Raw genomic sequence first — 21173 nt, 5'->3', positions numbered from 1 at the left:
TTTTCATGACTCATTTTGAGACTGATACACAGTATCTGATTGACACTACAAAGAAACTTGTTGAGTGCGATAGTCCTGTTGGCTACTATGAGCGCATTCACGAGCTGCTCCGTGAGCTTGTCGCTGAGGCAGGCTATGAGCTTCAAATTGACAATAAGGCTACTGCATACGTCCTGGTAGAAGGCAAGGATACCAGCAAGACTGTTGGCGTTAATGCTCACCTTGATACCATTGGCCTGATTGTCCGCGGCTTCAACTCAGACGGTACACTGCGCGTTCGTCAGCTGGGTGGTATCAACTACCACAGCATTGAGGGCGAGACCTGCCACGTTGTCTGTAGAGATGGCTCCGTTGTTAACGGCCAGGTTATCTGCAACCACCACTCCGTTCACGTCTTTGAAGACGCTAGAACCATGGAGCGCAACGAGGACAACATGTCCATCTCGCTTATCGCTGACGTTTCTTCCCCTGAGGAAGCTCGTGCACTGGGCGTTTCCGAGGGCGCGGTTGTTGCTATTGACCCACACTTTGAGATGTATGACAACGGCTATATGGTTTCTCGCTTTATCGACGATAAGGCTTGTGTTGCAGCGCAGCTTCATACGCTCCGTTGGCTTGCACAGTCTGGCGAGAAACCCCTCTATAACACCTTGTTTGCATTCCCCATGTACGAGGAGATTGGTCACGGCGGCGCATTCTTGCCTGTTGAGGTAGATGAGTACGTATCGCTGGACATTACCCTCATTGGTCCAGACTACAATTCAAATGAACACCACGTAGGCATCATTGTTTCTGATATTCGTTCGCCTTACGATTGGGAAGTTTCCAACAAGCTTATTGCCTGCGCGCAGGAGGTTGTTGAGCCAGAAAAGTGGAATCAGCAGGTTGCCTTCCACTTCTCAACTGACGCAAACGCTGCATATTTCTCCGGCAATGATCTTAAGAGTGGCGCATTTGGTCCAGCATGTCTCAACACACACGGCCGTGAGCGTTGCCACATTGATGCAATCATCGGTACCGAGAATCTGTGCCGCGCATACGTCCTTGGATATGGCGAGAAGAACTAGTTCTTCTCGCCATGGGTACAGCTTGCTCTTATGGATGTATCAAAGAGTTTGCAAGATATGCTGTATATCGTATGAATTTTGCTGTAGACGTGATAAGGTAGCCGTAGTTAACTTTTCGAGTCAGGAGTGATTCATGGATAGACGTTCGTTCCTTAAGCTTGCAGGTCTTATTCCAGCTACAGCGCTGTTTGGCTGCAAGGGAACAGACCAAGAGAAGTCTCAGGACGCCACAAAAGATGAGGCTAAGAAATCTGAGCCTGTTGCCGTAAGAGTTGCAACGCTCAAAGGACCTACTGCCATGGGCTTGGTTAAGTTCATGAGCGAGGTTGAGGCGCAAAACATCACCGATAACAACTACTCGTTTGAGATTTTGGATGCTCCTGATCAGGTAGTTGCTAAGATTGCCCAGGGCGATGTTGACGTTGCGTCTATTCCTGCAAACCTTGCAGCTACGCTGTTCAATAAGACTAAGGGCGCCTATAAGGTAGCTTGCCTCAACGTGCTGAATGTTCTCTACATTGTTGAGACAGGGAGCGCCATCTCTAAGCTTGCCGACCTCAAGGGAAAGACGCTCTACGCTTCTGGTAAGGGTGCTGTCCCAGAGTACACACTGTCCTACCTGTTGAGCAAAAATGGGATGACGCTTGGCGAGGACGTCCAGGTAGAGTGGAAGAGCGAACATACCGAGTGTGTTGCTGCGTTGGCGCAAGACCCAGAGGGAATTGCGCTGCTCCCACAGCCTTTTGTTACGGTGGCACAAAGCAAGAACAATCAGATTCGCGTTGCAATCGACCTTGGTGCTGAGTGGGAGGCAGTCAATCCTCAGAGCAAGCTGATTGCTGGCGTGACCATTATTTCTTCAAAGCTCATCTCTGATTCTCCAGATGCGGTAACGGCGCTGCTTTCTCACTACAAAGACTCTGTTGCATTTGCGGTTGATCATCCAGATGAGGCTGCTACGCTTGTAGGTAAATACGGTATTGTTCCAGAGCCTATTGCCAAGGTTGCGCTGCCTAAGTGTAATATTACGTATATTGATGGCGCAGATATGAAGAGCGCACTTTCAAGTTACTTAGGCATTCTGGCTGAGGCTAATTCTCAGGCAGTAGGCGGACAGGTTCCTGGAGACGATTTCTACTTTGGCGCATAACCCGCACATAAAAGATAGTATTTCTGCCCGAGGTGGCGCCGAGAAAGGCTCTGCCTCGGCAGATTTTTCTGTCGAGAAAAACGATCAGGCCCAAAGCGCAGGTCAGACCCAAGGCTCGGGCCGCGTGCAAGGCAAACCGACTGTGCGCAAAGTTGCTTCTAGCTGGGGAGCACGTTTAGGCGCACTGGTATTTTGGCTTGTCATGTGGCAGATAGCTGCGGGTGTTATCAATCAGGATATTGTTTTAACTTCACCTATTCAGACCATTCAGACGCTTTTCTCGCTAGCTCAACTACGCGAGTTTTGGGTTTCTATTGGTCTTTCTCTTTTGCGTATTTTTGCTGGTGGAGCACTTGCTTTTACCGTTGGCTCCTTGCTGGCGTTTTTGAGCTTTAAGTACAAGCTGATCAAGATTCTTTTTGAGCCGCTTATTTCTACAATCAAATCAATTCCCGTAGCATCCTTTGTCATCTTGCTACTTATCTGGGTTCGCACGCCCTACCTTTCAATTTCAATTTCATTTTTGATGGCACTTCCTATCATCTACATTACGGTACTTGAGGGGCTCCTCAGCACTGACCAGCAGCTCATTGAGATGGCTGATGTATACCAAATTCACGGCTGGCAACGCATTAAAGCAATTTATTTGTCGCAGCTTATGCCTTCGCTTAAGACAGCAACCTCACTTGCCATGGGGTTTTGCTGGAAGTCGGGAATTGCTGCCGAGGTCATTGGACTTCCCACGTTCTCCATTGGCGAGCACCTCTATAACGCTAAAGTGTATTTGGATACGCCAGCCCTTTTTGCATGGACGCTTGTGGTTATTGTGATGAGCGCGCTTGGCGAGAAGATCGTGATGCGGTTAGTTTCATGGGCTGCTGCAAGGCTAGAAAAGAGCTGCTCATGAGTATGAATACAACAAATTGTGCCTATGCAACCGAGCAGTTGCTTGAGGTAAAAAACATCACTAAATCGTTTGGTAATACGGTTGTGCTTGATGATTTTTCCTACAAGTTTGAGAGGGGAGTGTACGTACTCTCTGAGCCCTCTGGAGCAGGTAAAACAACACTTCTTCGTATTCTTTGCGGTCTTGAAGTGGCTGATTCAGGCACAGTGCTTAAATCGCTTGACGCTAAAACGGTCATGATGTTTCAGGAAGATAGACTGCTAGAAAACTTGAGCGTTATGGCAAATATCATGCTTGCTATACAGTTGCACTCAAAGGAGCAAAAACAAAGCGCTCGAGAGCGTATTAAAGAGGCGCTTTGTGAGGTAGGACTTGAAGGAACAGAAAACAAGTCTGTTTCTGAGCTTTCCGGTGGTCAAAAGAGACGCGTTGCTCTTTTACGTACACTCTTTGCAGATGCAGACATCTTGCTCTTTGATGAGCCGCTCAAGGGATTAGATGAAGCGCTTAAGCAGCAGGTTATTGCCTCTGTCAAACCGTTCATTGAATCAAAAGTTGTAATTTGGGTAACTCATACTCCTGAAGAAGTAAAACTGCTAGGCTCTTATACAGCACTGCAGTTATAGGAGTGAACTACATGTACAAGGTAATTCTCGCCGGCGGAATGGCGTCTGGTAAATCAACTGTTTCTAAAATGTTTGAAGCAGCAGGTGGTCTGCGCTTTGACCTTGATGAGGTTTCTCGTAGACTTCTGAGACCTGGATGCGAGTGTACGTATCGTGTGGCAGAGGCTTTTGGTAACGATTTGTTGGATCCCGTTACTCATGAGATTAATAGGCGAGAGCTTGGTCGTAGGGCTTTTGCCACTAGAGAATCTGCTGAGCTCTTAGAAGAGCTTGAGATGCCTTTTATCAGGGAATATATGCGTCAATTCCTTACAAAAGAGGCTCCTGCTGCAGATGCTCAGTTCTGCTTTGTAGAGGTTCCGCTGCTTGACCGCGTTGAAGACTTGCTTGAGCTGGTTGATGAGGTTGTCGTTGTTGTAGCGCCTTTGGAACTGAGAGCAGAACGCGCTGAACAGCGAGGATCTTCTCGCCAAGAGTTTGAGCAGCGTATAGCGCATCAGCCTTCCGATACGTATTTGCGTAATCAGGCGGATACGGTGTTTGTAAACTCTGAAGGCCTTGATGATCTTAAAGCACAGGTAGAGCTTTGGTTAAACGCTCGGTTTAATCAGCATTCAGAGCAATAAGTTATAGCTTACATGCGCGGTCTCTAGAAGGGCGTCCTCAGTGAACTCTCTACCTTGGCAGCTGCATCGTCAAAGGTAATTTCAAGGCAGTTCTTGAGCATGTTTTGGCCAACACAATAAATGCCATCGTTAACACATGCGCTGCCAATAGCAACTGCCTTGTTAAACACAGCTTTCTGGTCAAAGACAGGAACACCATTTTGCTTAAGGAACGAGAAGACTTCTTGAGGGGTATCCAGTTTCTTAACAGAAGCATCTGCCTTGAGAAGGTCTTCAAGCTCTTCTTTTGCAGGTTGGGCAACACTGCCGCCGATAATTATTGCCATTTGATAGCAAGCTGCACAAAGGTCAGAGCGTCCTAGCTTCCACTCCATATAGGCCAGGCGATAGTACACCAGAGCAACATCTGAGCTAGAAAAAATGTGTGCGATAAGGTCTTTGAGCAGCTTTGCAGCCTCAAAAACTTTTGACTGATCTTCTAATGTTCTTACCAATAGCAGCGTTGCATCAATTCCCAAAGGAGAAATTCTATGGGCTTCTTGTGCATAGCGTTCTGCTTTTTCTGGCTGTTCAAGCAGGTTGTAGGCACGAGCCATTCTTGCTAAAGACATAAAATAGGTGTCTGGAATAAGCACCAGTTTTCTTGGCTCATTGGGGAATGCAAGGTTATAAGCAACGCGCTCTGAGAGGGAATCAAAATATCTGTAGATAGAATCAGAGTCATCCAGATACAGACCCATATCAAGGGTTGGTGAAACCTGAGACTCAAGCTCTGTAAGCACCTTTTCTAGAGCGTCTGGGTCTGGCTCTCCGTCCATGATGTTATTTATGGATTGAAGCGTTTTTTGCAAAGGCGAACCAAAGAGGAATTTCTCGGCCATAGACCTTCTGTCCGAGAAATCAATAGTGCCCTCAACCAGTCCATGGATGACTCTATCAAAGCCTTCAATGGCGTAAATATCAGAAGTTGAAGCTTTTGCTTCCTCAAATTTACCAACTGCATCTGCAGTAGAGGCATCTTTTGGGATGTTGTTGAGAGTGGTGTTCCAAAGTCTGATGCGATGAGATGCCTCAGAGTAGCCAAGGTCACTTACCTTTTGGGCTCCACAAACAGCAGTGACTGCTGGCGAACAGGGGCGATCAGACAGGTCTGGCATTTCAAAGAAGCTACGTGGAGAAACCCACTCGTCTGTTGGCTTCATAAAAGGCTCAACCTCGCTAAACCAACCTTCAGCGTCAAAAGAAACCCTGAGCGCTGGATCTTGTGGGAAGCTGTTGCCGTCAATTTGAGTGTTTGCTGCAGTAGGCAGCAGACGAGCAAGGGCAGCTTCGTTTAAGTCCATAGATAAGACAATGCGCTCTTCTCCACGCAAGCTGCCGTTGATGCAGACGCGAGAGATTTTGCAGCTTTGAAGTGCCATGCGGGCCACGCAAAGAGAAGTACGCAGTGCGTAAGCGCGCGCCGCTGCAATTTGCTCTGCCTTTTCTGCAGATAAGAAACTAAAGCAGCGAGGACGAGCTACAAAGAACTCAAATACCAAAATATCAAGTTGTGGATTGTAGAAGAAGTTATACACCATCCTAAAAGGGAATGGCGTGTTCTCAACATAGTTGGCAAACCAGAGACGCTTCATCCAGTCTGAGCTGCCGTCAGCGTTACCACTAAAAGGAGCAACTTGCTCAGAAAGAGAAGCTGACTTGGGCATGAGGCTTGCTACCTGCGAAAGGCTAGTACGAACAAGCTGAAGATCTGTCTCAGAAGCATGTGTATTCTTTAGGGCTTCAACATCTTGTGAAATGTTGAGAATAGCCTCAGTTGCAATAAATGCATCGTACTCTTCTGGTGCACACTCCATCGTGTTAGCGTTGAACCACCAGCGACCCGTTCTGTCCAGCTTATGAACATCGCCCTTGGGCAGATTGGTATTCTCGAGATTTTTAGAGCGTATCAGCATCTCTTGAAGACCAGCCTCTGCAATCTGATTGTTTGCAACAAGGTCTTTAAGAGCGGCAATGACATTATTTGAGCGCAGTAAAATCTTCTCTAGGGTAGAACCCTGAGGTTGCTTTGAAGCTTTATTTAGCGAGAAAAGATCTGAGACGCCCAAGGTATCTCCTTTATCTGATGTAACTTGTTTATTTAAATGCTAGTTTAACGCATATAGGTAATGTATTTATTACCCGTCACACTTTGAAACTATACTGCAATTTATAAATAGTATAGAACAAGTGTTTCAGTTTTGAGAAGTGGGGTATACTACTTTCACAAGAAAAGGAGAATCTCATGGATGCATCTCATGCTGAAGATCAACATAAAGAATATATAGGTGCTGAACTGCGCCGATTTGGACGTGAAGCAGGAGAAGAGAAGCTTCAGGTAGTATCTCCTTTTGAACCCGCAGGTGATCAGCCACAGGCAATAGAAAAGCTTGCCCAAGGAATTGAAGACGGGCTCAGGTACCAGACGCTCTTAGGTGTTACGGGTTCGGGTAAGACCTTCTCTATGGCTAAAACTATTGAGAAGCTCAACCGCCCCACGCTTATTATGGAGCCCAACAAAACACTAGCTGCACAGGTTGCTTCAGAGATGAAGGAGCTCTTTCCTAACAACGCTGTTGTGTACTTTGTCTCGTACTATGACTACTACCAGCCAGAGGCATATGTTCCGCAGTCTGATACGTACATAGAAAAAGACGCTTCCATCAACGAAGAGGTAGAGAAGCTCCGTCACCAGGCAACTTCATCGCTTTTGTCTAGGCGTGATGTCATTGTTGTAGCATCTGTATCGTGTATTTATGGTATTGGTAGTCCTCAAGACTATGCAGGTCTTGCTCCTAATGTAGATAAATCCGTTCCTCTTGAGCGTGATGATTTTATTAAAGATCTTATTGATGTCCAGTACGATAGAAATGATTACGATTTACAGCGTGGCATGTTTAGGGTGCGTGGAGACGTTGTTGATGTGTTCCCGCCGTATGCAGAAAATCCGCTGCGTATTGAGTTCTTTGGTGATGAAGTAGAAAGTATTTCAGAGGTTAGCAATGTAACGGGAGAAGTGCTGAGAGAGTTTGATGCTATTCCAATTTGGCCAGCATCTCACTACGTTACTGAGCGTCCAAAGATTACCCATGCTCTTACAACCGTTTCGGAAGAGATGGAAGCTCGTGTTAAAGAGCTTAAAGAAAACGATAAATTACTAGAAGCTCAGCGTCTTGCTCAGAGGACAAACTATGATCTAGAGATGCTTGAGACTATGGGTTATTGCAATGGTATTGAGAACTACTCGCGCCATTTGGATGGTCGCGCTCCAGGTGAGCCTCCCTATACGCTCATTGATTATTTCCCTAAAGACATGATTTGTATCATTGATGAGTCACATGTTACGGTTCCTCAAATTAGAGGTATGTATGAGGGCGATAGGTCTCGTAAAGTTACGCTGGTAGATCACGGATTTAGACTTCCTTCTGCACTTGATAACAGGCCTCTCAGATTTGACGAGTTTGAGGGACGTATTCCACAGTTTATTTACGTCTCTGCAACTCCTGGAGACTATGAAGAGACGGTCGCTCAGCAACAGGTTGAGCAGATTATTCGTCCAACTGGCCTCCTCGATCCAAAGATTGATGTCAGACCAGTAAGAGGTCAAATTGATGACCTTATCTCAGAGGTCAAAGAGAGAGTGGCAAAAAAAGAGCGCGTTCTTGTTACTACGCTCACTAAAAGAATGGCAGAAGATCTTACAGATCACCTGTTAGACGAGGGTATTAAAGTCAACTACATGCATTCGGATACTGCCACGCTTGACCGTGTAGAAATTATTAGAGATTTGCGTCAGGGTAAGATTGACGCACTGGTTGGAATTAACCTTTTGCGAGAAGGACTTGATATTCCAGAGGTTTCTCTCGTAGCTATTCTTGATGCAGATAAAGAGGGCTTCTTAAGAAACAGAAGGTCTCTTATTCAGACTATGGGCAGAGCGGCAAGAAACGCTTCTGGCCAGGTCATTATGTACGCCGATAAAATCACTGATTCCATGCGCATTGCCATTGATGAAACAAAAAGGCGTCGAGAGCTTCAGGAAGCGTTTAATAAAGAGCACGGTATTGTACCTAAGACCGTTAAGAAATCCATTACGGATATTGCAGGTTTTATTGCTGAAGCTTCAGAGAACGTTGATAAACGCAAGCGCAAAAACGGAGAGTTCTATACCGCCTCTGATGACGAAGATTCGCTTGAAGAACAGCAAGAATCAATTCTTGAAATGCCTGCAGAATTGCTTGCTGAAGAGCTTCAAAATCTTCCGCGCTCAGAGGTTGAAGCAATGCTTTCTGGTATGGAAGCAGAGATGGCAGAGGCTTCTGCGTCAATGGATTATGAACATGCAGCAGAACTCAGAGATCAGATTGTAGCCATTAGAAGCCAGCTTGAAGGCACTACCTCAGATGATGTTATCAAGAGGCTTAAAACAGGAGCTAGAAAGGGCAGTACTCACGCAACTCGCAGACGTTATAGAGGCAAGCACTAAGCGTTGTTGTAGTGCTCCACTACAAGCTCAGCCATTCTAATGCCATCTGCAGCAGCACTCATAATGCCGCCCGCATAGCCAGCACCTTCACCTACAGGCCATATTCCTGGTGTGTTAATGCTTTGTCCTGTTTCATCGCGGATAATTCTTACAGGAGAGCTTGACCGTGTTTCAACGCCCGTAAGCACAGCATCGGGATGCGCAAAGCCATGAAGCTTTTTATCCATGACCGGAAGGGCTTCTCGCAAGGTTTGTAAGACGTAGGGTGGAAGACAGTCTTCAAGCGAGGTCCAGGTAACACCACGCGGATACGTTGGTTTTACCGAACGAGGTCCAGTAGAAGCTTTCTTGTGTAGGAAGTCACCAACTAGCTGAGCAGGAGCAACATAGGCACCTCCACCTGCTTTAAAGGCCGCCTGCTCACAAGAGCGTTGCAGCTCAATGCCAGCAAGCACGTCGTCTCCTGGTAGATCTTCTGGATAGACGTTAGCTAACAGGCCGGAGTTGGCATTTTTGCCCGCACGGTCAGACAGGCTCATGCCGTTTGTGACTACGCCGCCCTTCTCGCTAGCTGCAGAAACAACATAGCCACCAGGACACATACAGAACGAGAAGGCGCTTCTACCAGAGGGAAGGTGAACAGAAAGCTTGTAGGGTGCCGCTCCTAGTACAGGATTGGTTGCTTCAGGGCCATAGAGTGATTTATTGATTTGAGACTGAAGGTGCTCAATTCGCACACCCATAGCAAAGGTTTTTCTCTCCATAGAAATACCTTTGTCTTTGAGCATGACATACGTGTCTCTACTTGAGTGACCAGTCGCAAGAATCATTGTGCGAGTCTGTATGGTTTCAGTTTGAGTTGAGCCGTCTGGATTGGTCTTCTCAACCTGAATTGCAGAAAGAGAGCCATCTGAGGCTCGCTCTAGGGAGGCGAGTTTTGTCCTAAATGCAATGGTTCCACCCGCCTCTTCAATCATTGTGACAATGTTGGTCACAACGGTGGGAAGAACATCGCTTCCTACGTGGGGTTTTGCGTCCCACAAAATATTTTTCTGTGCGGCTGCTTTAACAAAAGTCTCAAGAATAAAGCGGTGAGAAGCACTTTTGGTACCCGTGTTGAGCTTGCCGTCAGAGAATGTACCAGCACCACCAAGACCAAATTGGATGTTGCTCTCAATATCGAGCTGACCCGTTTGGTTATGATGCTCTACAGCTGCAGTTCTTCGTGCTGCATCATCTCCGCGCTCAATAAGCAGGGGATTGAGGCCAGCTTTGGCAAGCGTAAGCGCACAGAACAAGCCCGCACATCCCGCTCCTACAACAACGGGACGATTCTCTGAAGGAGCAGGTTGCTTCACTTTGGGAAGCGTAAAAGTATTTGGCTCAGCAAGCTTAATGTGCTTTGCCGCAGGTTTGCCTTGAATTTTGTTAAGGAGTTTTTGTTCCGCTGCAGACCCACCTTTAAGGTTTACGTGGTAGGTGAGGATAAGAACAATATCGTTTCTTTTACGTGCATCAATTGAGCGTTTATGCAGCTCATATGAGGTAACCTCATCCGCAGAGACTCGGAGAGCGTGAAGCAGCGCGTCAAACCCCACCTTTGATTCTTTAGCAGGATGCTTACGAAGAGGAGCAACATGAACTTTAATGTTTGATACTTCTAGCATGTTAGTTGTCCTTTTTCAAAGGTGCATTTTTCTGACCAGCGCTTTTAGCGGCAGCCAGACCGGCAACCATACCGCTCTTCCACGCCCACGAGAGGTTAAATCCTCCACATTGAGCATCAATATCAAGGGCTTCTCCTGCAATAAACAGACCAGGAATGTCATGCGCTTCAAGAGTGATTGAGTCTACTTGATTGATGGAAATTCCACCAATACAGACCTGAGGGACAACTTTGGAAGACGTACCCGTAACGGTAAAGGCCATTTTGTGAGCCTTGGCAACAGTGACTTCAACTGAGTCATTGGCGCCCAGGTAGGCAACAATCTGTGGGTCGAGAAGACCGTCGGTGGTGTGAGCTTCTACAGCTGCTGCAACTTCCTCTTCCGTAAGCTGAGGGAGAAGATCAATCTCAAATACGTCGCCAGGCAAGGCTGTGCGAGACAAGTTGAAAATCATGATGCCCGAGAGTCCAAATGACCTAAAAAGAAGCTCACCAGATTCCTGTTTGAGCACAGCTCCGTCTCTTAAAAGAGCTGCGTGTGCTCGAACGCGCTTTCCATCAAGGCTTGTTGGGGGCTCGGGCTTGCAGGTGAGTGCACAAAGTCCCGGTCGCAGTGAGGTGGTCTGCAAGTCAAGGCTCTCTGCAAGATTTGTGGTTGTGAGCCCGCCAGTAGCTAGGATTACTGTTGATGCGTGGACCTTGTAGGTTTTCTCGCCAGCAAAGCATTCTTGAAAGGCAATGGTGAAGCCATTGTGCTGGGGTTTTACCGAAGTGACTTCTCGTCCTAGGGCAAATTGCACGCCAGCTTTTTGAGCTCGCTTGAGCAGCAGTGATTGGATGGAGCTTGCTTGCCTGGTAAGAGGGTACATTCTGCCTTCGTCTTCTGTAGCCCAAGCAAGACCGCTGGACCTAAAGAAAGAGAGAATGTCTGCAAGGAAGGTGTCCTTATCTTTGCAAACAGCCTGGACAAACTCTGGATGAGAGAAATTCTCAAAGCTCAAATCAGTATTGGTAAAGTTGCAGCGTCCTCCGCCTGTTGCCAGGATGGTTCTGCCGCTTTCCAGTGCTTTTTCAAAGACGACAACGCGTTTACCTTCGCCAAGAGCTTCGGCAGCAGTGGTGGCAGCGCAGAGACCTGCTGCGCCGCCACCTAGAATTGCTACATCAATGTTGTCTGGCACCATGAATGCCTGAGCTTGCTTGATGCGCAGAGCTTGTGCTGCTTGTCGTTCTTTAATGCGCGTTGTTTGAGCCATAGTAAGAATTACCTTTTGTGTTGTGTAAGTACCAGCTTCTAGGGCTTACAGATCAAGAACGCTTTGTGTAGCGTCAGGAACAAGGCCTTCTGGAAGCTCGGTGCTAAAGGTTCCCTTATCGGCAATCTGCGCAAAGATTGCATCCATAGGAAGCTGTCCTAAAGGCTTGAGGTTAAATGCCGCTGCGGTCTCAGCAAGCTTTGATGGACCGTAAGGCTCAATGCGCTCATCGCAGTGAGGGCAGGTGATATATGCCATGTTCTCAATCAAACCAAGTACAGGTACATGCATCATTTCTGCCATGCGAACTGCCTTGCCCACAACCATCTGAACAAGATCTTGTGGAGAAGAAACAATCACAACACCTTCAACAGGAAGGGACTGGAATACCGTTAGCGCAACATCGCCTGTTCCTGGAGGCATATCAATCAGAAGATAATCCAAGTCACCCCAGTTGCACTGGCTGTAGAACTGCTGGATAGCACCAGCAACAACGGGGCCTCTCCAGAGAACAGGGTCGGTCTCGTTCTGAAGCACCAGGTTGGCACTCATAATCTTGATGCCGTTTGCATCCTCAATTGGAATAAGCTGCTCTTCAACGCCGTAAGAGCGCTCGTCAGAGATGCCAAACATACGAGGAATTGAAGGACCGGTAATATCACCGTCAAGAATACCAACGCGCTTACCTGCGCGAGCAAGGTTAGTTGCAAGAATGCCGGTGACAAAAGACTTGCCAACGCCACCCTTACCAGAAACAACGCCAATAACGTGCTTCACGCTTGAGTGCTGATTAAGTTCAAAACCCGCTGGTGGCTGTGGCTCTTTCTTTTTGCCGTGAAGGGCAGCGTCAATCTCTTTACGAAGCGCCTCACGATCAATATCTACGTCTGCCATGTCTCTCCTTATGTAGCAGTTGTATGCAGTAACTATTTAATTCTACCCATAGAACTTTATGGCAAACGAGATAGCTATAATCTTTTCGGCGTACTTTAGCTGAACGTAGGAGGTTCACATGATTTTCTCGTCAATTAAAAACTTATCTGAGAATGACTTTGGTCAGAAATATATGGCTTGTGCTGCGGAGTTTTTGGCAACCCACAATTTGGACGAGCTGCCTTTGGGCAAGACAGAAATTGACGGAGATAACGTTTTTGTGAACGTCATGGAGTTTGAGTCAGCTTTGCCTGGCGAGAAGGACTATGAGGCTCATAAGATTTACGCCGATATTCACGTAGTTATTTCTGGCACCGAAAGCATTGCTGTTGCCCCTCTTGAGCAGTGTGTTCTTAAGGGTGATTTCAATGCTGACGCTGATTTTGGCGCTTATACCAATCCTGGGGAAGAGACATGGGTCACCCTGCATGCAGGTGATCTTCTGGTGACACCTCCATCAGATGCCCACAAACCAGGCTGCACGCTGGAGAAATCTGGCTCAAAGCTCAAAAAAGCTGTGATGAAGGTTCGTATTAAATAGGGAAGGGCGCTTGCCGTGTTTTGGCAGCACTATCTTGGGTATACTAGAACATCAGTACGCACAAATTACATCTGTGTACTGATGTTGTTTTCTATTGTTTGGCAGTAGGCTCGTCAAAAGAAACGTGCACGTCAAACCGGTTATGTGAGGAACTATGGCTTCAAGCAAAATTGCTATCCGTGGCGCACGAGAGCACAACCTGCAAGATATTGACATTGATATCCCTCGTGATCAGCTGGTAGTTATTACGGGACTTTCTGGTTCGGGCAAGTCCAGCCTTGCCTTTGACACAATTTACGCAGAGGGACAGCGCCGCTACGTTGAGTCCTTGTCCAGCTATGCCCGTCAGTTCCTGGGACAGATGGATAAGCCAGACCTAGACTCTATTGACGGTCTTTCTCCGGCTGTATCTATTGACCAGAAGACAACTTCTAGAAATCCTCGCTCAACCGTAGGTACTGTTACAGAAATCTATGATTATCTGCGCCTTTTGTATGCTCGTATGGGTACTCCTCACTGCCCTGAGTGCGGCCGCGTTATTGAGCGTCAGACAACAGATCAGGTTGCCGATAAAATCCTTGAGGCTGGTCAGGGGCGCAGAGCCTATGTTCTGGCTCCTGTTGTTTTGGGCCGCAAGGGTGAGTATGTCAAACTTTTTGAGGACCTGCGCAAAGAAGGATTTTCTCGCGTTCGTGTTGACGGCGTTGTACGTGAACTTGATGAAGAAATCACGCTGGGCAAAACACTCAAGCATGATATTGAAGTGGTTGTTGACCGTATTGTCATCCGTCCGGATTCTTTGGGTCGCATTGTTGAAGGCGTTGAGCAGGCAACTAAGCTTGCCCAGGGCAAGGTAGGCGTATTGCTCCTGGCTGATAAATCCAATCCAGAGACTATGCCAGAAGAGCTCTTGCAGTATTCGCTGGCGCTTGCTTGTCCTATTCACGGTCACTCTATGGATGACCTGCAGCCTCGCGATTTCTCCTTCAACGCTCCTTACGGCGCCTGTCCTGACTGTGATGGCCTAGGAACTCGCAAAATTATTGATGCGGCGGCACTCATTGCTGATCCAAAACTGTCCGTATCAGAGGGCGTTTTTGGAAGCCTCTTTGGCCACTCCAATTACTATCCTCAGATTTTGTCTGCAGTCTGCAAGCATTTTGACGTATCTGATACAACACCTTGGAACAAGCTGCCCAAGAAGGTGCAAGACGCCCTTCTCGGCGGCCTTGGTTCTACTAAGATTCGCGTTGACTACAAGACGCGCGATGGTCGCAATACACATTGGTTTACCACGTTCTCTGGCGTCAGAAAGATTCTTTTTGACAAGTACCAAGAGACCACGTCGGAAAATATGAAGACGCATCTTGAGAAATACATTCGCGAGATGCCTTGTACAACCTGCCACGGAGCTCGCTTAAAGCCAGAAATTCTTTCTGTTACCGTTGGCGAGAAGAACATCTGGGAGGTTTGCGAACTCTCCTGTAAGGAGTCACTGGAGTTCTTTAAGCAGTTAAATATTACTGACCGTCAGAAGGTTATTGCAGGTCCTATTGTCAAAGAAATTGTGGCAAGGCTGCAATTCTTGGTAAACGTTGGCTTGGACTACCTCACGCTTTCTCGTGCGGCAGCATCGCTTTCTGGTGGAGAAGCCCAGCGTATTCGCCTAGCAACTCAAATTGGTGCTGGTCTTATGGGCGTCCTTTACATTCTGGACGAGCCTTCTATTGGCCTTCACCAAAGAGACAACAACCGTCTTATTGAGACACTTAAGCAGCTCAGAGACCGTGGTAATACCGTACTTGTTGTTGAGCACGATGAAGATACTATTCGTGCGGCTGACTACGTCATTGACATGGGTCCAGGCGCGGGTGAGCTTGGTGGTCATGTTGTTGCAGCAGGAACTCCAGAAGAGATCATTAAGAACCCTGATTCCATCACAGGGGCGTACCTTACAGGAAAGAAGCAGATTAGACTTCCAGAGACTCGCCGTAAGCCTGGCCGCGGAAAGATCAAGATTACGGGAGCGAGCGCTAACAACCTTAAGAATGTTTCCGCCGCTATTGAGCTGGGCACGTTGACGGTAGTCACAGGCGTTTCTGGTTCTGGTAAGTCTTCTTTGGTTACCGATACCCTTGCACCTGCACTTACCAATGCAGTTCAGCACTCAAAGCGTGTGGTGGGAGAGTATAAAAAGCTCGAGGGCGTTGATCTTATCGATAAGGTCATTGATATTGACCAAAGCCCTATTGGTAGAACACCTCGTTCTAACCCAGCAACCTATATTGGCCTTTGGGATGACCTGCGTGCACTGTATGCCTCCGTTCCAGAGTCTCGCGCACGTGGCTACTCAGCTGGGCGTTTCTCGTTTAACGTCCAAGGAGGTCGCTGCGAGGCTTGTAAGGGCGACGGCCAGATCAAGATTGAGATGAACTTCTTGCCTGACGTCTATGTCCCTTGCGAGGTCTGCCATGGTAAGCGTTATAACCGCGAGACGCTAGAGATTCTCTACCACGGCAAGTCCGTCTCTGACGTGCTTGACATGACGGTTCATGAGGCTCTTGCGTTCTTTGCAAACATTCCTCGCATTAAGAACAAGTTGCAGACTCTCCACGATGTAGGTCTTGGCTACATTCATCTTGGTCAGCCAGCAACCACGCTTTCTGGCGGCGAGGCACAGCGCGTCAAGCTTGCAAAAGAGCTTCACCGTCAGCAGACTGGTAAAACTCTTTATATTCTGGATGAGCCAACAACTGGTCTTCATTTTGAGGATGTCAGACAGCTTATTGTTGTGCTTGAGCGTCTTGTTGACGCGGGTAACACCGTTCTTGTCATTGAGCACAACTTGGATGTCATCAAGATGGCTGACCGTATTATTGACATGGGCCCAGAGGGTGGCGATGGCGGTGGAACCGTAGTTGTTTCTGGTACACCAGAAAAGGTTGCGGCAACACCAGAAAGCCACACAGGCAAGTTCCTTAAAGAGATTCTTGACCGCGATAACGCACGTCTAGCTGCAGAGAAAAAAGCTCAGAAGAAGCGTGCATAACATGGCGAGAAAAACGGCAAAGGTTCAAAAGACAAATGCAATGAGGGAGCTTGATGCTGCCGGCATTGCTTACGAGTTCCAATCTTACGAGGTGGATGAAGACGTTCCTTCTGGTGAGTTGGGAACTCATATTGCAGAGATGCTTGGAGAAGATCCAGACGCTGCGTTCAAAACACTTGTCTGCGTGTCTTCAAGTGGTGAGCATGTGGTGTGTTGTATTCCTGTAGATCAAGAGCTTGATCTTAAGAAAGCAGCAGCTGCGTCCGGCCAAAAGAACCTTTCCATGCTGCCTGTTAAAGAGCTTGAGGGTTTAACAGGTTATGTTCGTGGTGGCTGCACTCCCGTTGGTATGAAAAAGCAGTTTCCCACTATAATTGACGAGACTGCTCAGCTTTTTGAGCTCATCCATATCTCTGGTGGAAAACGCGGACTCAGTTTAACGCTTTCTCCAGAAGATTTGGCTTCATTTGTATCGGCTACGTTTGCAGATATTGTTCGCGAGGTGCACTAGTGGCATATCAGCCCAAACATATGCGACTTTCAGCAGAGTCTTCTGATGGAACCTTATCTGAAGAAACTCTGAGCAAGGCTCTTGATCAGACCTTTGATGAGCCTCCTGTAGTGGACAACATTGTTGTTCCAGAGACGTTTCATCAACCAATTGAGGATGAAGCCTTTGAGCAGATTGTAAGTCAGAAACTCGAAGAGGCCGCTGCTGAAGAGGATAACTCTGAGGCAGATAACAGCTCTGTGTCAGACGGCAACTTCGACGCAGGTAATTCTTATAGTGAAGAGGCTTCTTCTGATGAAGAGGATGCTTCTAAGCAAAAAGACTTAAGCCGTTCTACCTCTATGATGAGCGTACTTGTTCTGATTAGTCGTATTACGGGCTTTTTAAGAACCTGGGCTCAGGCATTTGCTATGGGTGCTACCGTTCTTGCTAGTTGCTACTCCATTGCAAATACCCTTCCTGACCAGCTCTATGAGCTTGTTGGTGCGGGAATGCTCACCACGGCTTTTTTGCCGGTATATCTTTCTATTAAGAAGAAGGTTGGGCAGGATGAGGCAAATGCCTATACCTCTAACTTGCTTTCCATTGTTGTTGTCGCAACTGGACTTGTTGCGGTTCTAGGCTTCTTCTTTGCCGCAGAAGTGGTGTATACACAGTCCTTCTCGGCAGGTGCTGATTTTGATCCAACGCTGGCAGTGTACTTCTTTAGGTTCTTTGTCATCGAGGTTATGCTGTATTGCTTCTCCACCATTTTCTCTGGTGTTTTGAATGCAGAGCGAGACTACCTCTGGCCAGCTGCGGCTCCTATTTTTAATAACTTTGTGACTACGGCATCGTTCTTTGCGTATGCTTTCTTGGTCAACACTAATCCTGAGCTGGGTCTTCTTATTCTTGCGCTGGGAAATCCTCTGGGCGTTTTGATTCAGGTTCTGATTCAGGTACCGTCACTTAAGCGCAAGGGGATTAAGCTCTCGTGGAGAATTAACCTCAAAGACCCCGCACTTAAAGAGACGCTCAAGATTGGCGCGCCTGCTCTGATTGTTGTGGTTGCCACGTTTGTAACTATGTCGGTGCAGACAAGCTCGCAGCTCAGTGTTTCTGCATCGGGCGCTTCCGTTGCGGCGTACGCTCGTCTTTGGTACACGCTGCCATATTCCATTTTGACGGTGCCTATTACCACAGCCCTCTTTACCGAGCTGTCCGATAGCTGGGCAAAAGAGAATATGGACCAGTTCAAGAAGGACTTCAAGCACGGTATCAACCAGATTCTTTTCTTTACCGTGCCGTTCATGATGTACTTGATGATCTTCTCGATGCCTCTTGTTTCTATTATTGGAGCAAGCAAGTTCACTGAAGACCAACTGCTGTTAACCCAGCAATTCTTGATTGGCCAGTCGCTTGCTTTGCCTTTGTATGGCATTGGCATGTACCTGCAAAAAGTCTGCTCTGCTATGCGTCGTATGACGCTCTACGCTGTTTCTGCAACGCTTGGCTCTGTCGTGCAGGTTTTAGTGCTGCTGGTGGGTACTTCTCACTTTGGCATGATGTTTGTAGCAGCTACTTCAGCCATCTTCTATGTGGTTATCGATACCATTATGTTGATCAGCCTGCGTAAGCACCTTGGTCAGATTGGACTTAAGTCCATGGTGTTTGCATTTGTTCGTTCAATTCTTTTTGGCCTGGCAGGATCGGCTGCAGCACTTCTTATCATGGTGGGCCTGCGCGCCGTTATTGGCGTACCAGACGGCCGAGCGCTCTATGGCGTGCTGTACTGCATCTTTGCAGGTATTCCAGCTGTTTTGGTTACCTATGGCTTGGCAATCCTCTTTAAATCACCAGAGTCCGCCATGCTTCGTTCACTGGTTTCTCGCGTGAGGTCATAGCATGGCCAGAAGCGGCGCAAAAAACGGCAAAGATAGCTCTCAGAACAACCTTGATCCCAACTACGTGCCTTCGGGGGCGCCGGGACTTGCGCCGTCATTTTCTTCCGAGCCTTCAGATGATCTGGTATCCATCAGAGAGCAGGTTGATCAGGTGCCAACTGATCCAGGCTGTTACCTCTGGAAAGATGGGTCTGGCAAGGTTATCTATGTAGGAAAAGCTAAGAACCTGCGTGCTCGCATGAGGCAGTACGTCACACTTCAAGATGATCGAGCCAAGATTCCACTGATGATGCAGGTCGTGCGTAGTTTTGACTACATTGTGGTAGAAAACGAGCACGAAGCACTGGTGCTGGAGCGCAATCTTATCGCTCAGTATCGTCCGTACTTTAACGTGGACTTCAAAGACGATAAGAGCTATCCCTACATTGCCATTACCGAGTCAGATACCTTCCCAGCAATTAAATACACGCGCGAGAAACACAAGAAGGGTACGCGCTATTTTGGTCCCTACACTGATTCTTACGCCGCTCGCCAGACCATTGAGACGCTCAGAAAAGTAGTGCCTATCTGCTCCGCTACGTGCGTGGAGTGGAAGCGTGCTAAGCGTTTGCTCGAAAAAGACCCTGATGGGGCGGCTGTTGCTAACTTGCTGCTGGCAAAGAAGGGACGTCCCTGCTTTGATTACCACGTAGGCAAGGGACCTGGCGTGTGCGTTGGCGCCATTGATACCGTTTCCTACGCAAAGAACGTCAGGCAGGTAGAAAACTTTCTCCGCGGAAATCGTTCCGAGATTGTCTCTGAGCTCAAAGATCAGATGCAAGAAGCCGCCGCTGACCTGGATTTTGAGAAGGCAGCTAGGCTTAAGTCCCGCCTGACTTCACTTTCTGATCTTGACGACCGCCAGCAAGTCACATTTCCTACCTCGGTCAACATTGACCTCATTGGCATTTATCGAGAAGAAACTATCTCCGCTGCCTGCGTTTTTGTTGTGCGAGAAGGTCGTACCATCCGCTCAGTTGAGTTTATCCTGGACAAAGGCTTGGACGTTTCCGAGGAAGAGCTGGTTTCGGGCTTCCTAAAGCGCTACTACGATGAAACCGCTGACATTCCCGCAGAGGTTAACCTGCCCATCGATCTTCTCGATGCAGAGGTTTTGTCCGAGTGGCTTACGCAAAAACGAGGCCACAACTGCGTGCTTCATCACCCACAACGTGGCGAGAAGTTCCGTCTTCTCCAGATGGCTTCTGCTAACGCTCGTCACGCACTGATGCGCCACATGATTCGCACGGGTTATGCCGACGACCGCACTAACCAGGCACTTCTTCAGCTGGAAAGCGCACTTGCGCTTGATGCACCACCGCTGCGCATTGAGTGCTTTGATATTTCTACGCTTCACGGTAACTTTACCGTTGCCTCGATGGTGGTCTTTACTAACGGAAAGGCTGATAAAAGCCAGTATCGTCGCTTTAAGATCCGCGCTGAGCTTGATGAAGCTAACGACTTTGTTTCAATGACAGAGGTCCTGGGCAGAAGATACAGTCCGAAGCGTATGGCAGATGAACGCTTTGGCTCACGACCTGATTTGCTGGTAGTTGATGGCGGTAAGCCTCAGCTGACTGCTGCAATCAATCAGCTTAATGAGCTGGGGTTGGATATTCCTGTCTGCGGCCTTGCTAAGTCTGATGAGGAAGTCTTTGTACCTTGGGACGACACGCCAATTGTGTTGCCTACGGGGTCAGCTTCTTTGTATCTCATCAAGCAAGTCCGTGATGAGTCTCACCGTTTTGCGATTACGTTCCATCGCGAGCTTAGAGATAAGGCAATGACTGTCTCTATTCTGGATGAAATCCCTGGTGTAGGACCTAAACGTAAAAAAGATATCATGCGCCATTTTGGCTCTTTTAAGCGCTTAAAGGCTGCAAGTGTTGAGGATATTTCTCAGGTAAAAGGTGTTTCTGTGAACTTGGCAGAAACTATTTATGAAGAGCTCAAAGCTTGGGAAGAATCCTCTACGACTGTACATGAGAAGTTAGATGCAAGGGGAGGAACTCATGAGTAAAACAGCAGACGAGAAGATCTTGGCACTAGTAAATCCAGAATACATTAAGCGTATTCCGTTCTTTGTTCGTGGTCACGCAACGGGAAAGTCTTGTGAGTATATTGCTCAGGAGTATCCAGAGCTTTACGCTGCATTTGAGGATGAACCCAGTGCTCAACAAGTTGAAGAGATGGCAAAGATTATCAACGAGCTCTTTGAGCAAAGGATGAAGAAGCACAATCTCTAAAACCAAATCAAACAATTGAGTTATTTGTAATAAGAATGGCAGCTATGAAGTGTTGTTATGCCATTCTTATTTTTTTCATTCAACGCTGAAATATAGCCATTGGCCGACAGATGTACTGCTAAAGCATACTCGCACGGAATATCATTAG

The 21173-nt window shown here is 47.6% G+C and carries 16 protein-coding genes; 12 read left to right on the top strand and 4 right to left on the bottom strand.

Annotation, left to right across the window (positions count from 1 at the left end):
* Positions 1 to 5: 5 nt before the first annotated feature.
* From HMPREF1647_RS03985 to coaE, 5 genes are all read left to right on the top strand, one after another.
* A complete protein-coding gene (locus HMPREF1647_RS03985; RefSeq protein WP_035432254.1) occupies positions 6 to 1067 on the top strand; it encodes a M20/M25/M40 family metallo-hydrolase in 1062 nt (353 codons plus the stop codon).
* A 133-nt stretch (positions 1068 to 1200) separates the two neighbouring features.
* Complete coding sequence (locus HMPREF1647_RS03980; RefSeq protein WP_035432251.1) at positions 1201 to 2217, top strand: ABC transporter substrate-binding protein; 1017 nt, start codon at positions 1201 to 1203, stop codon at positions 2215 to 2217.
* On the top strand, positions 2207 to 3124 hold the full coding sequence (locus tag HMPREF1647_RS03975; protein WP_052039126.1) for an ABC transporter permease: 918 nt from the start codon (positions 2207 to 2209) through the stop codon (positions 3122 to 3124). The genes HMPREF1647_RS03980 and HMPREF1647_RS03975 overlap by 11 nt, the downstream gene beginning before the upstream one ends.
* 2 nt (positions 3125 to 3126) lie before the next feature.
* On the top strand, positions 3127 to 3750 hold the full coding sequence (locus HMPREF1647_RS03970; protein ID WP_052039130.1) for an ATP-binding cassette domain-containing protein: 624 nt from the start codon (positions 3127 to 3129) through the stop codon (positions 3748 to 3750).
* Between the two features lie 11 nt (positions 3751 to 3761).
* Complete coding sequence (gene coaE / locus HMPREF1647_RS03965) at positions 3762 to 4376, top strand: dephospho-CoA kinase (protein ID WP_035432249.1); 615 nt, start codon at positions 3762 to 3764, stop codon at positions 4374 to 4376.
* Between the two features lie 23 nt (positions 4377 to 4399).
* On the opposite strand, the gene HMPREF1647_RS03960 is transcribed toward coaE, so the two are convergent.
* Complete coding sequence (locus HMPREF1647_RS03960) at positions 4400 to 6484, bottom strand: tetratricopeptide repeat protein (RefSeq protein WP_035432247.1); 2085 nt, start codon at positions 6482 to 6484, stop codon at positions 4400 to 4402.
* A gap of 176 nt (positions 6485 to 6660) precedes the next feature.
* Between HMPREF1647_RS03960 and uvrB the strand changes: the two genes are divergently transcribed.
* A complete protein-coding gene (gene uvrB, locus HMPREF1647_RS03955) occupies positions 6661 to 8901 on the top strand; it encodes an excinuclease ABC subunit UvrB (RefSeq protein WP_035432244.1) in 2241 nt (746 codons plus the stop codon).
* On the opposite strand, the gene HMPREF1647_RS03950 is transcribed toward uvrB, so the two are convergent.
* Genes HMPREF1647_RS03950 through HMPREF1647_RS03940 form a run of 3 tightly spaced genes read right to left on the bottom strand, consistent with a single transcriptional unit; the run spans position 8898 to position 12717 of the window.
* The gene (locus HMPREF1647_RS03950) at positions 8898 to 10568 is read right to left on the bottom strand and encodes an NAD(P)/FAD-dependent oxidoreductase (protein WP_035432243.1); all 1671 of its coding nucleotides are present in this window, start codon (positions 10566 to 10568) and stop codon (positions 8898 to 8900) included. The genes uvrB and HMPREF1647_RS03950 overlap by 4 nt on opposite strands.
* Position 10569: 1 nt before the next feature.
* Positions 10570 to 11823, bottom strand: coding sequence for an aminoacetone oxidase family FAD-binding enzyme (locus tag HMPREF1647_RS03945; RefSeq protein WP_052039125.1), 1254 nt, complete (start codon positions 11821 to 11823; stop codon positions 10570 to 10572).
* A gap of 45 nt (positions 11824 to 11868) precedes the next feature.
* A complete protein-coding gene (locus tag HMPREF1647_RS03940) occupies positions 11869 to 12717 on the bottom strand; it encodes an Mrp/NBP35 family ATP-binding protein (protein ID WP_035432241.1) in 849 nt (282 codons plus the stop codon).
* Between the two features lie 118 nt (positions 12718 to 12835).
* On the opposite strand from HMPREF1647_RS03940, the gene HMPREF1647_RS03935 reads away from it, so the two are divergent.
* The 6 genes from HMPREF1647_RS03935 to HMPREF1647_RS03910 all read left to right on the top strand — a co-directional run bounded on the left by HMPREF1647_RS03935 (position 12836) and on the right by HMPREF1647_RS03910 (position 21025).
* Positions 12836 to 13297 (top strand): NanQ anomerase/TabA/YiaL family protein, encoded by a 462-nt coding sequence (locus tag HMPREF1647_RS03935; protein WP_035432239.1) that lies wholly within the window; start codon positions 12836 to 12838, stop codon positions 13295 to 13297.
* Positions 13298 to 13451: 154 nt separating this feature from the next.
* Positions 13452 to 16346 carry an excinuclease ABC subunit UvrA gene (gene uvrA / locus HMPREF1647_RS03930; RefSeq protein WP_035432237.1) on the top strand — a complete coding sequence of 965 codons (2895 nt, stop codon included), beginning with the start codon at positions 13452 to 13454 and terminating at the stop codon, positions 16344 to 16346.
* 1 nt (position 16347) lies between these two features.
* A complete protein-coding gene (gene ybaK, locus HMPREF1647_RS03925) occupies positions 16348 to 16857 on the top strand; it encodes a Cys-tRNA(Pro) deacylase (RefSeq protein WP_035432234.1) in 510 nt (169 codons plus the stop codon).
* A complete protein-coding gene (gene murJ / locus HMPREF1647_RS03920) occupies positions 16857 to 18740 on the top strand; it encodes a murein biosynthesis integral membrane protein MurJ (protein ID WP_262363804.1) in 1884 nt (627 codons plus the stop codon). Before ybaK ends, murJ begins: the two co-directional genes overlap by 1 nt.
* Position 18741: 1 nt before the next feature.
* Positions 18742 to 20799 (top strand): excinuclease ABC subunit UvrC, encoded by a 2058-nt coding sequence (gene uvrC / locus HMPREF1647_RS03915; RefSeq protein WP_262363803.1) that lies wholly within the window; start codon positions 18742 to 18744, stop codon positions 20797 to 20799.
* Positions 20792 to 21025, top strand: coding sequence for a hypothetical protein (locus HMPREF1647_RS03910; RefSeq protein ID WP_035432232.1), 234 nt, complete (start codon positions 20792 to 20794; stop codon positions 21023 to 21025). The genes uvrC and HMPREF1647_RS03910 overlap by 8 nt, the downstream gene beginning before the upstream one ends.
* Positions 21026 to 21173 lie beyond the last annotated feature (148 nt).

Source organism: Lancefieldella parvula DNF00906 (assembly GCF_000758945.1).
GTDB classification, from domain to species: domain Bacteria; phylum Actinomycetota; class Coriobacteriia; order Coriobacteriales; family Atopobiaceae; genus Lancefieldella; species Lancefieldella parvula_C.
This window is presented reverse-complemented; position numbering and strand designations above follow the sequence as displayed.

What these genes read in the sequence shown, in the direction of transcription:
- uvrA (WP_035432237.1), top strand. Translation starts at nt 13,452, where the DNA reads ATGGCTTCAAGCAAAATTGCTATCCGTGGCGCACGAGAGCACAACCTG.
- HMPREF1647_RS03945 (WP_052039125.1), bottom strand. Translation starts at nt 11,823, where the DNA reads ATGGCTCAAACAACGCGCATTAAAGAACGACAAGCAGCACAAGCTCTG.
- uvrC (WP_262363803.1), top strand. Translation starts at nt 18,742, where the DNA reads ATGGCCAGAAGCGGCGCAAAAAACGGCAAAGATAGCTCTCAGAACAAC.
- uvrB (WP_035432244.1), top strand. Translation starts at nt 6,661, where the DNA reads ATGGATGCATCTCATGCTGAAGATCAACATAAAGAATATATAGGTGCT.
- HMPREF1647_RS03970 (WP_052039130.1), top strand. Translation starts at nt 3,127, where the DNA reads ATGAATACAACAAATTGTGCCTATGCAACCGAGCAGTTGCTTGAGGTA.
- HMPREF1647_RS03940 (WP_035432241.1), bottom strand. Translation starts at nt 12,717, where the DNA reads ATGGCAGACGTAGATATTGATCGTGAGGCGCTTCGTAAAGAGATTGAC.
- coaE (WP_035432249.1), top strand. Translation starts at nt 3,762, where the DNA reads ATGTACAAGGTAATTCTCGCCGGCGGAATGGCGTCTGGTAAATCAACT.
- HMPREF1647_RS03950 (WP_035432243.1), bottom strand. Translation starts at nt 10,568, where the DNA reads ATGCTAGAAGTATCAAACATTAAAGTTCATGTTGCTCCTCTTCGTAAG.
- HMPREF1647_RS03985 (WP_035432254.1), top strand. Translation starts at nt 6, where the DNA reads ATGACTCATTTTGAGACTGATACACAGTATCTGATTGACACTACAAAG.
- HMPREF1647_RS03910 (WP_035432232.1), top strand. Translation starts at nt 20,792, where the DNA reads ATGAGTAAAACAGCAGACGAGAAGATCTTGGCACTAGTAAATCCAGAA.
- HMPREF1647_RS03935 (WP_035432239.1), top strand. Translation starts at nt 12,836, where the DNA reads ATGATTTTCTCGTCAATTAAAAACTTATCTGAGAATGACTTTGGTCAG.
- HMPREF1647_RS03980 (WP_035432251.1), top strand. Translation starts at nt 1,201, where the DNA reads ATGGATAGACGTTCGTTCCTTAAGCTTGCAGGTCTTATTCCAGCTACA.
- ybaK (WP_035432234.1), top strand. Translation starts at nt 16,348, where the DNA reads ATGGCGAGAAAAACGGCAAAGGTTCAAAAGACAAATGCAATGAGGGAG.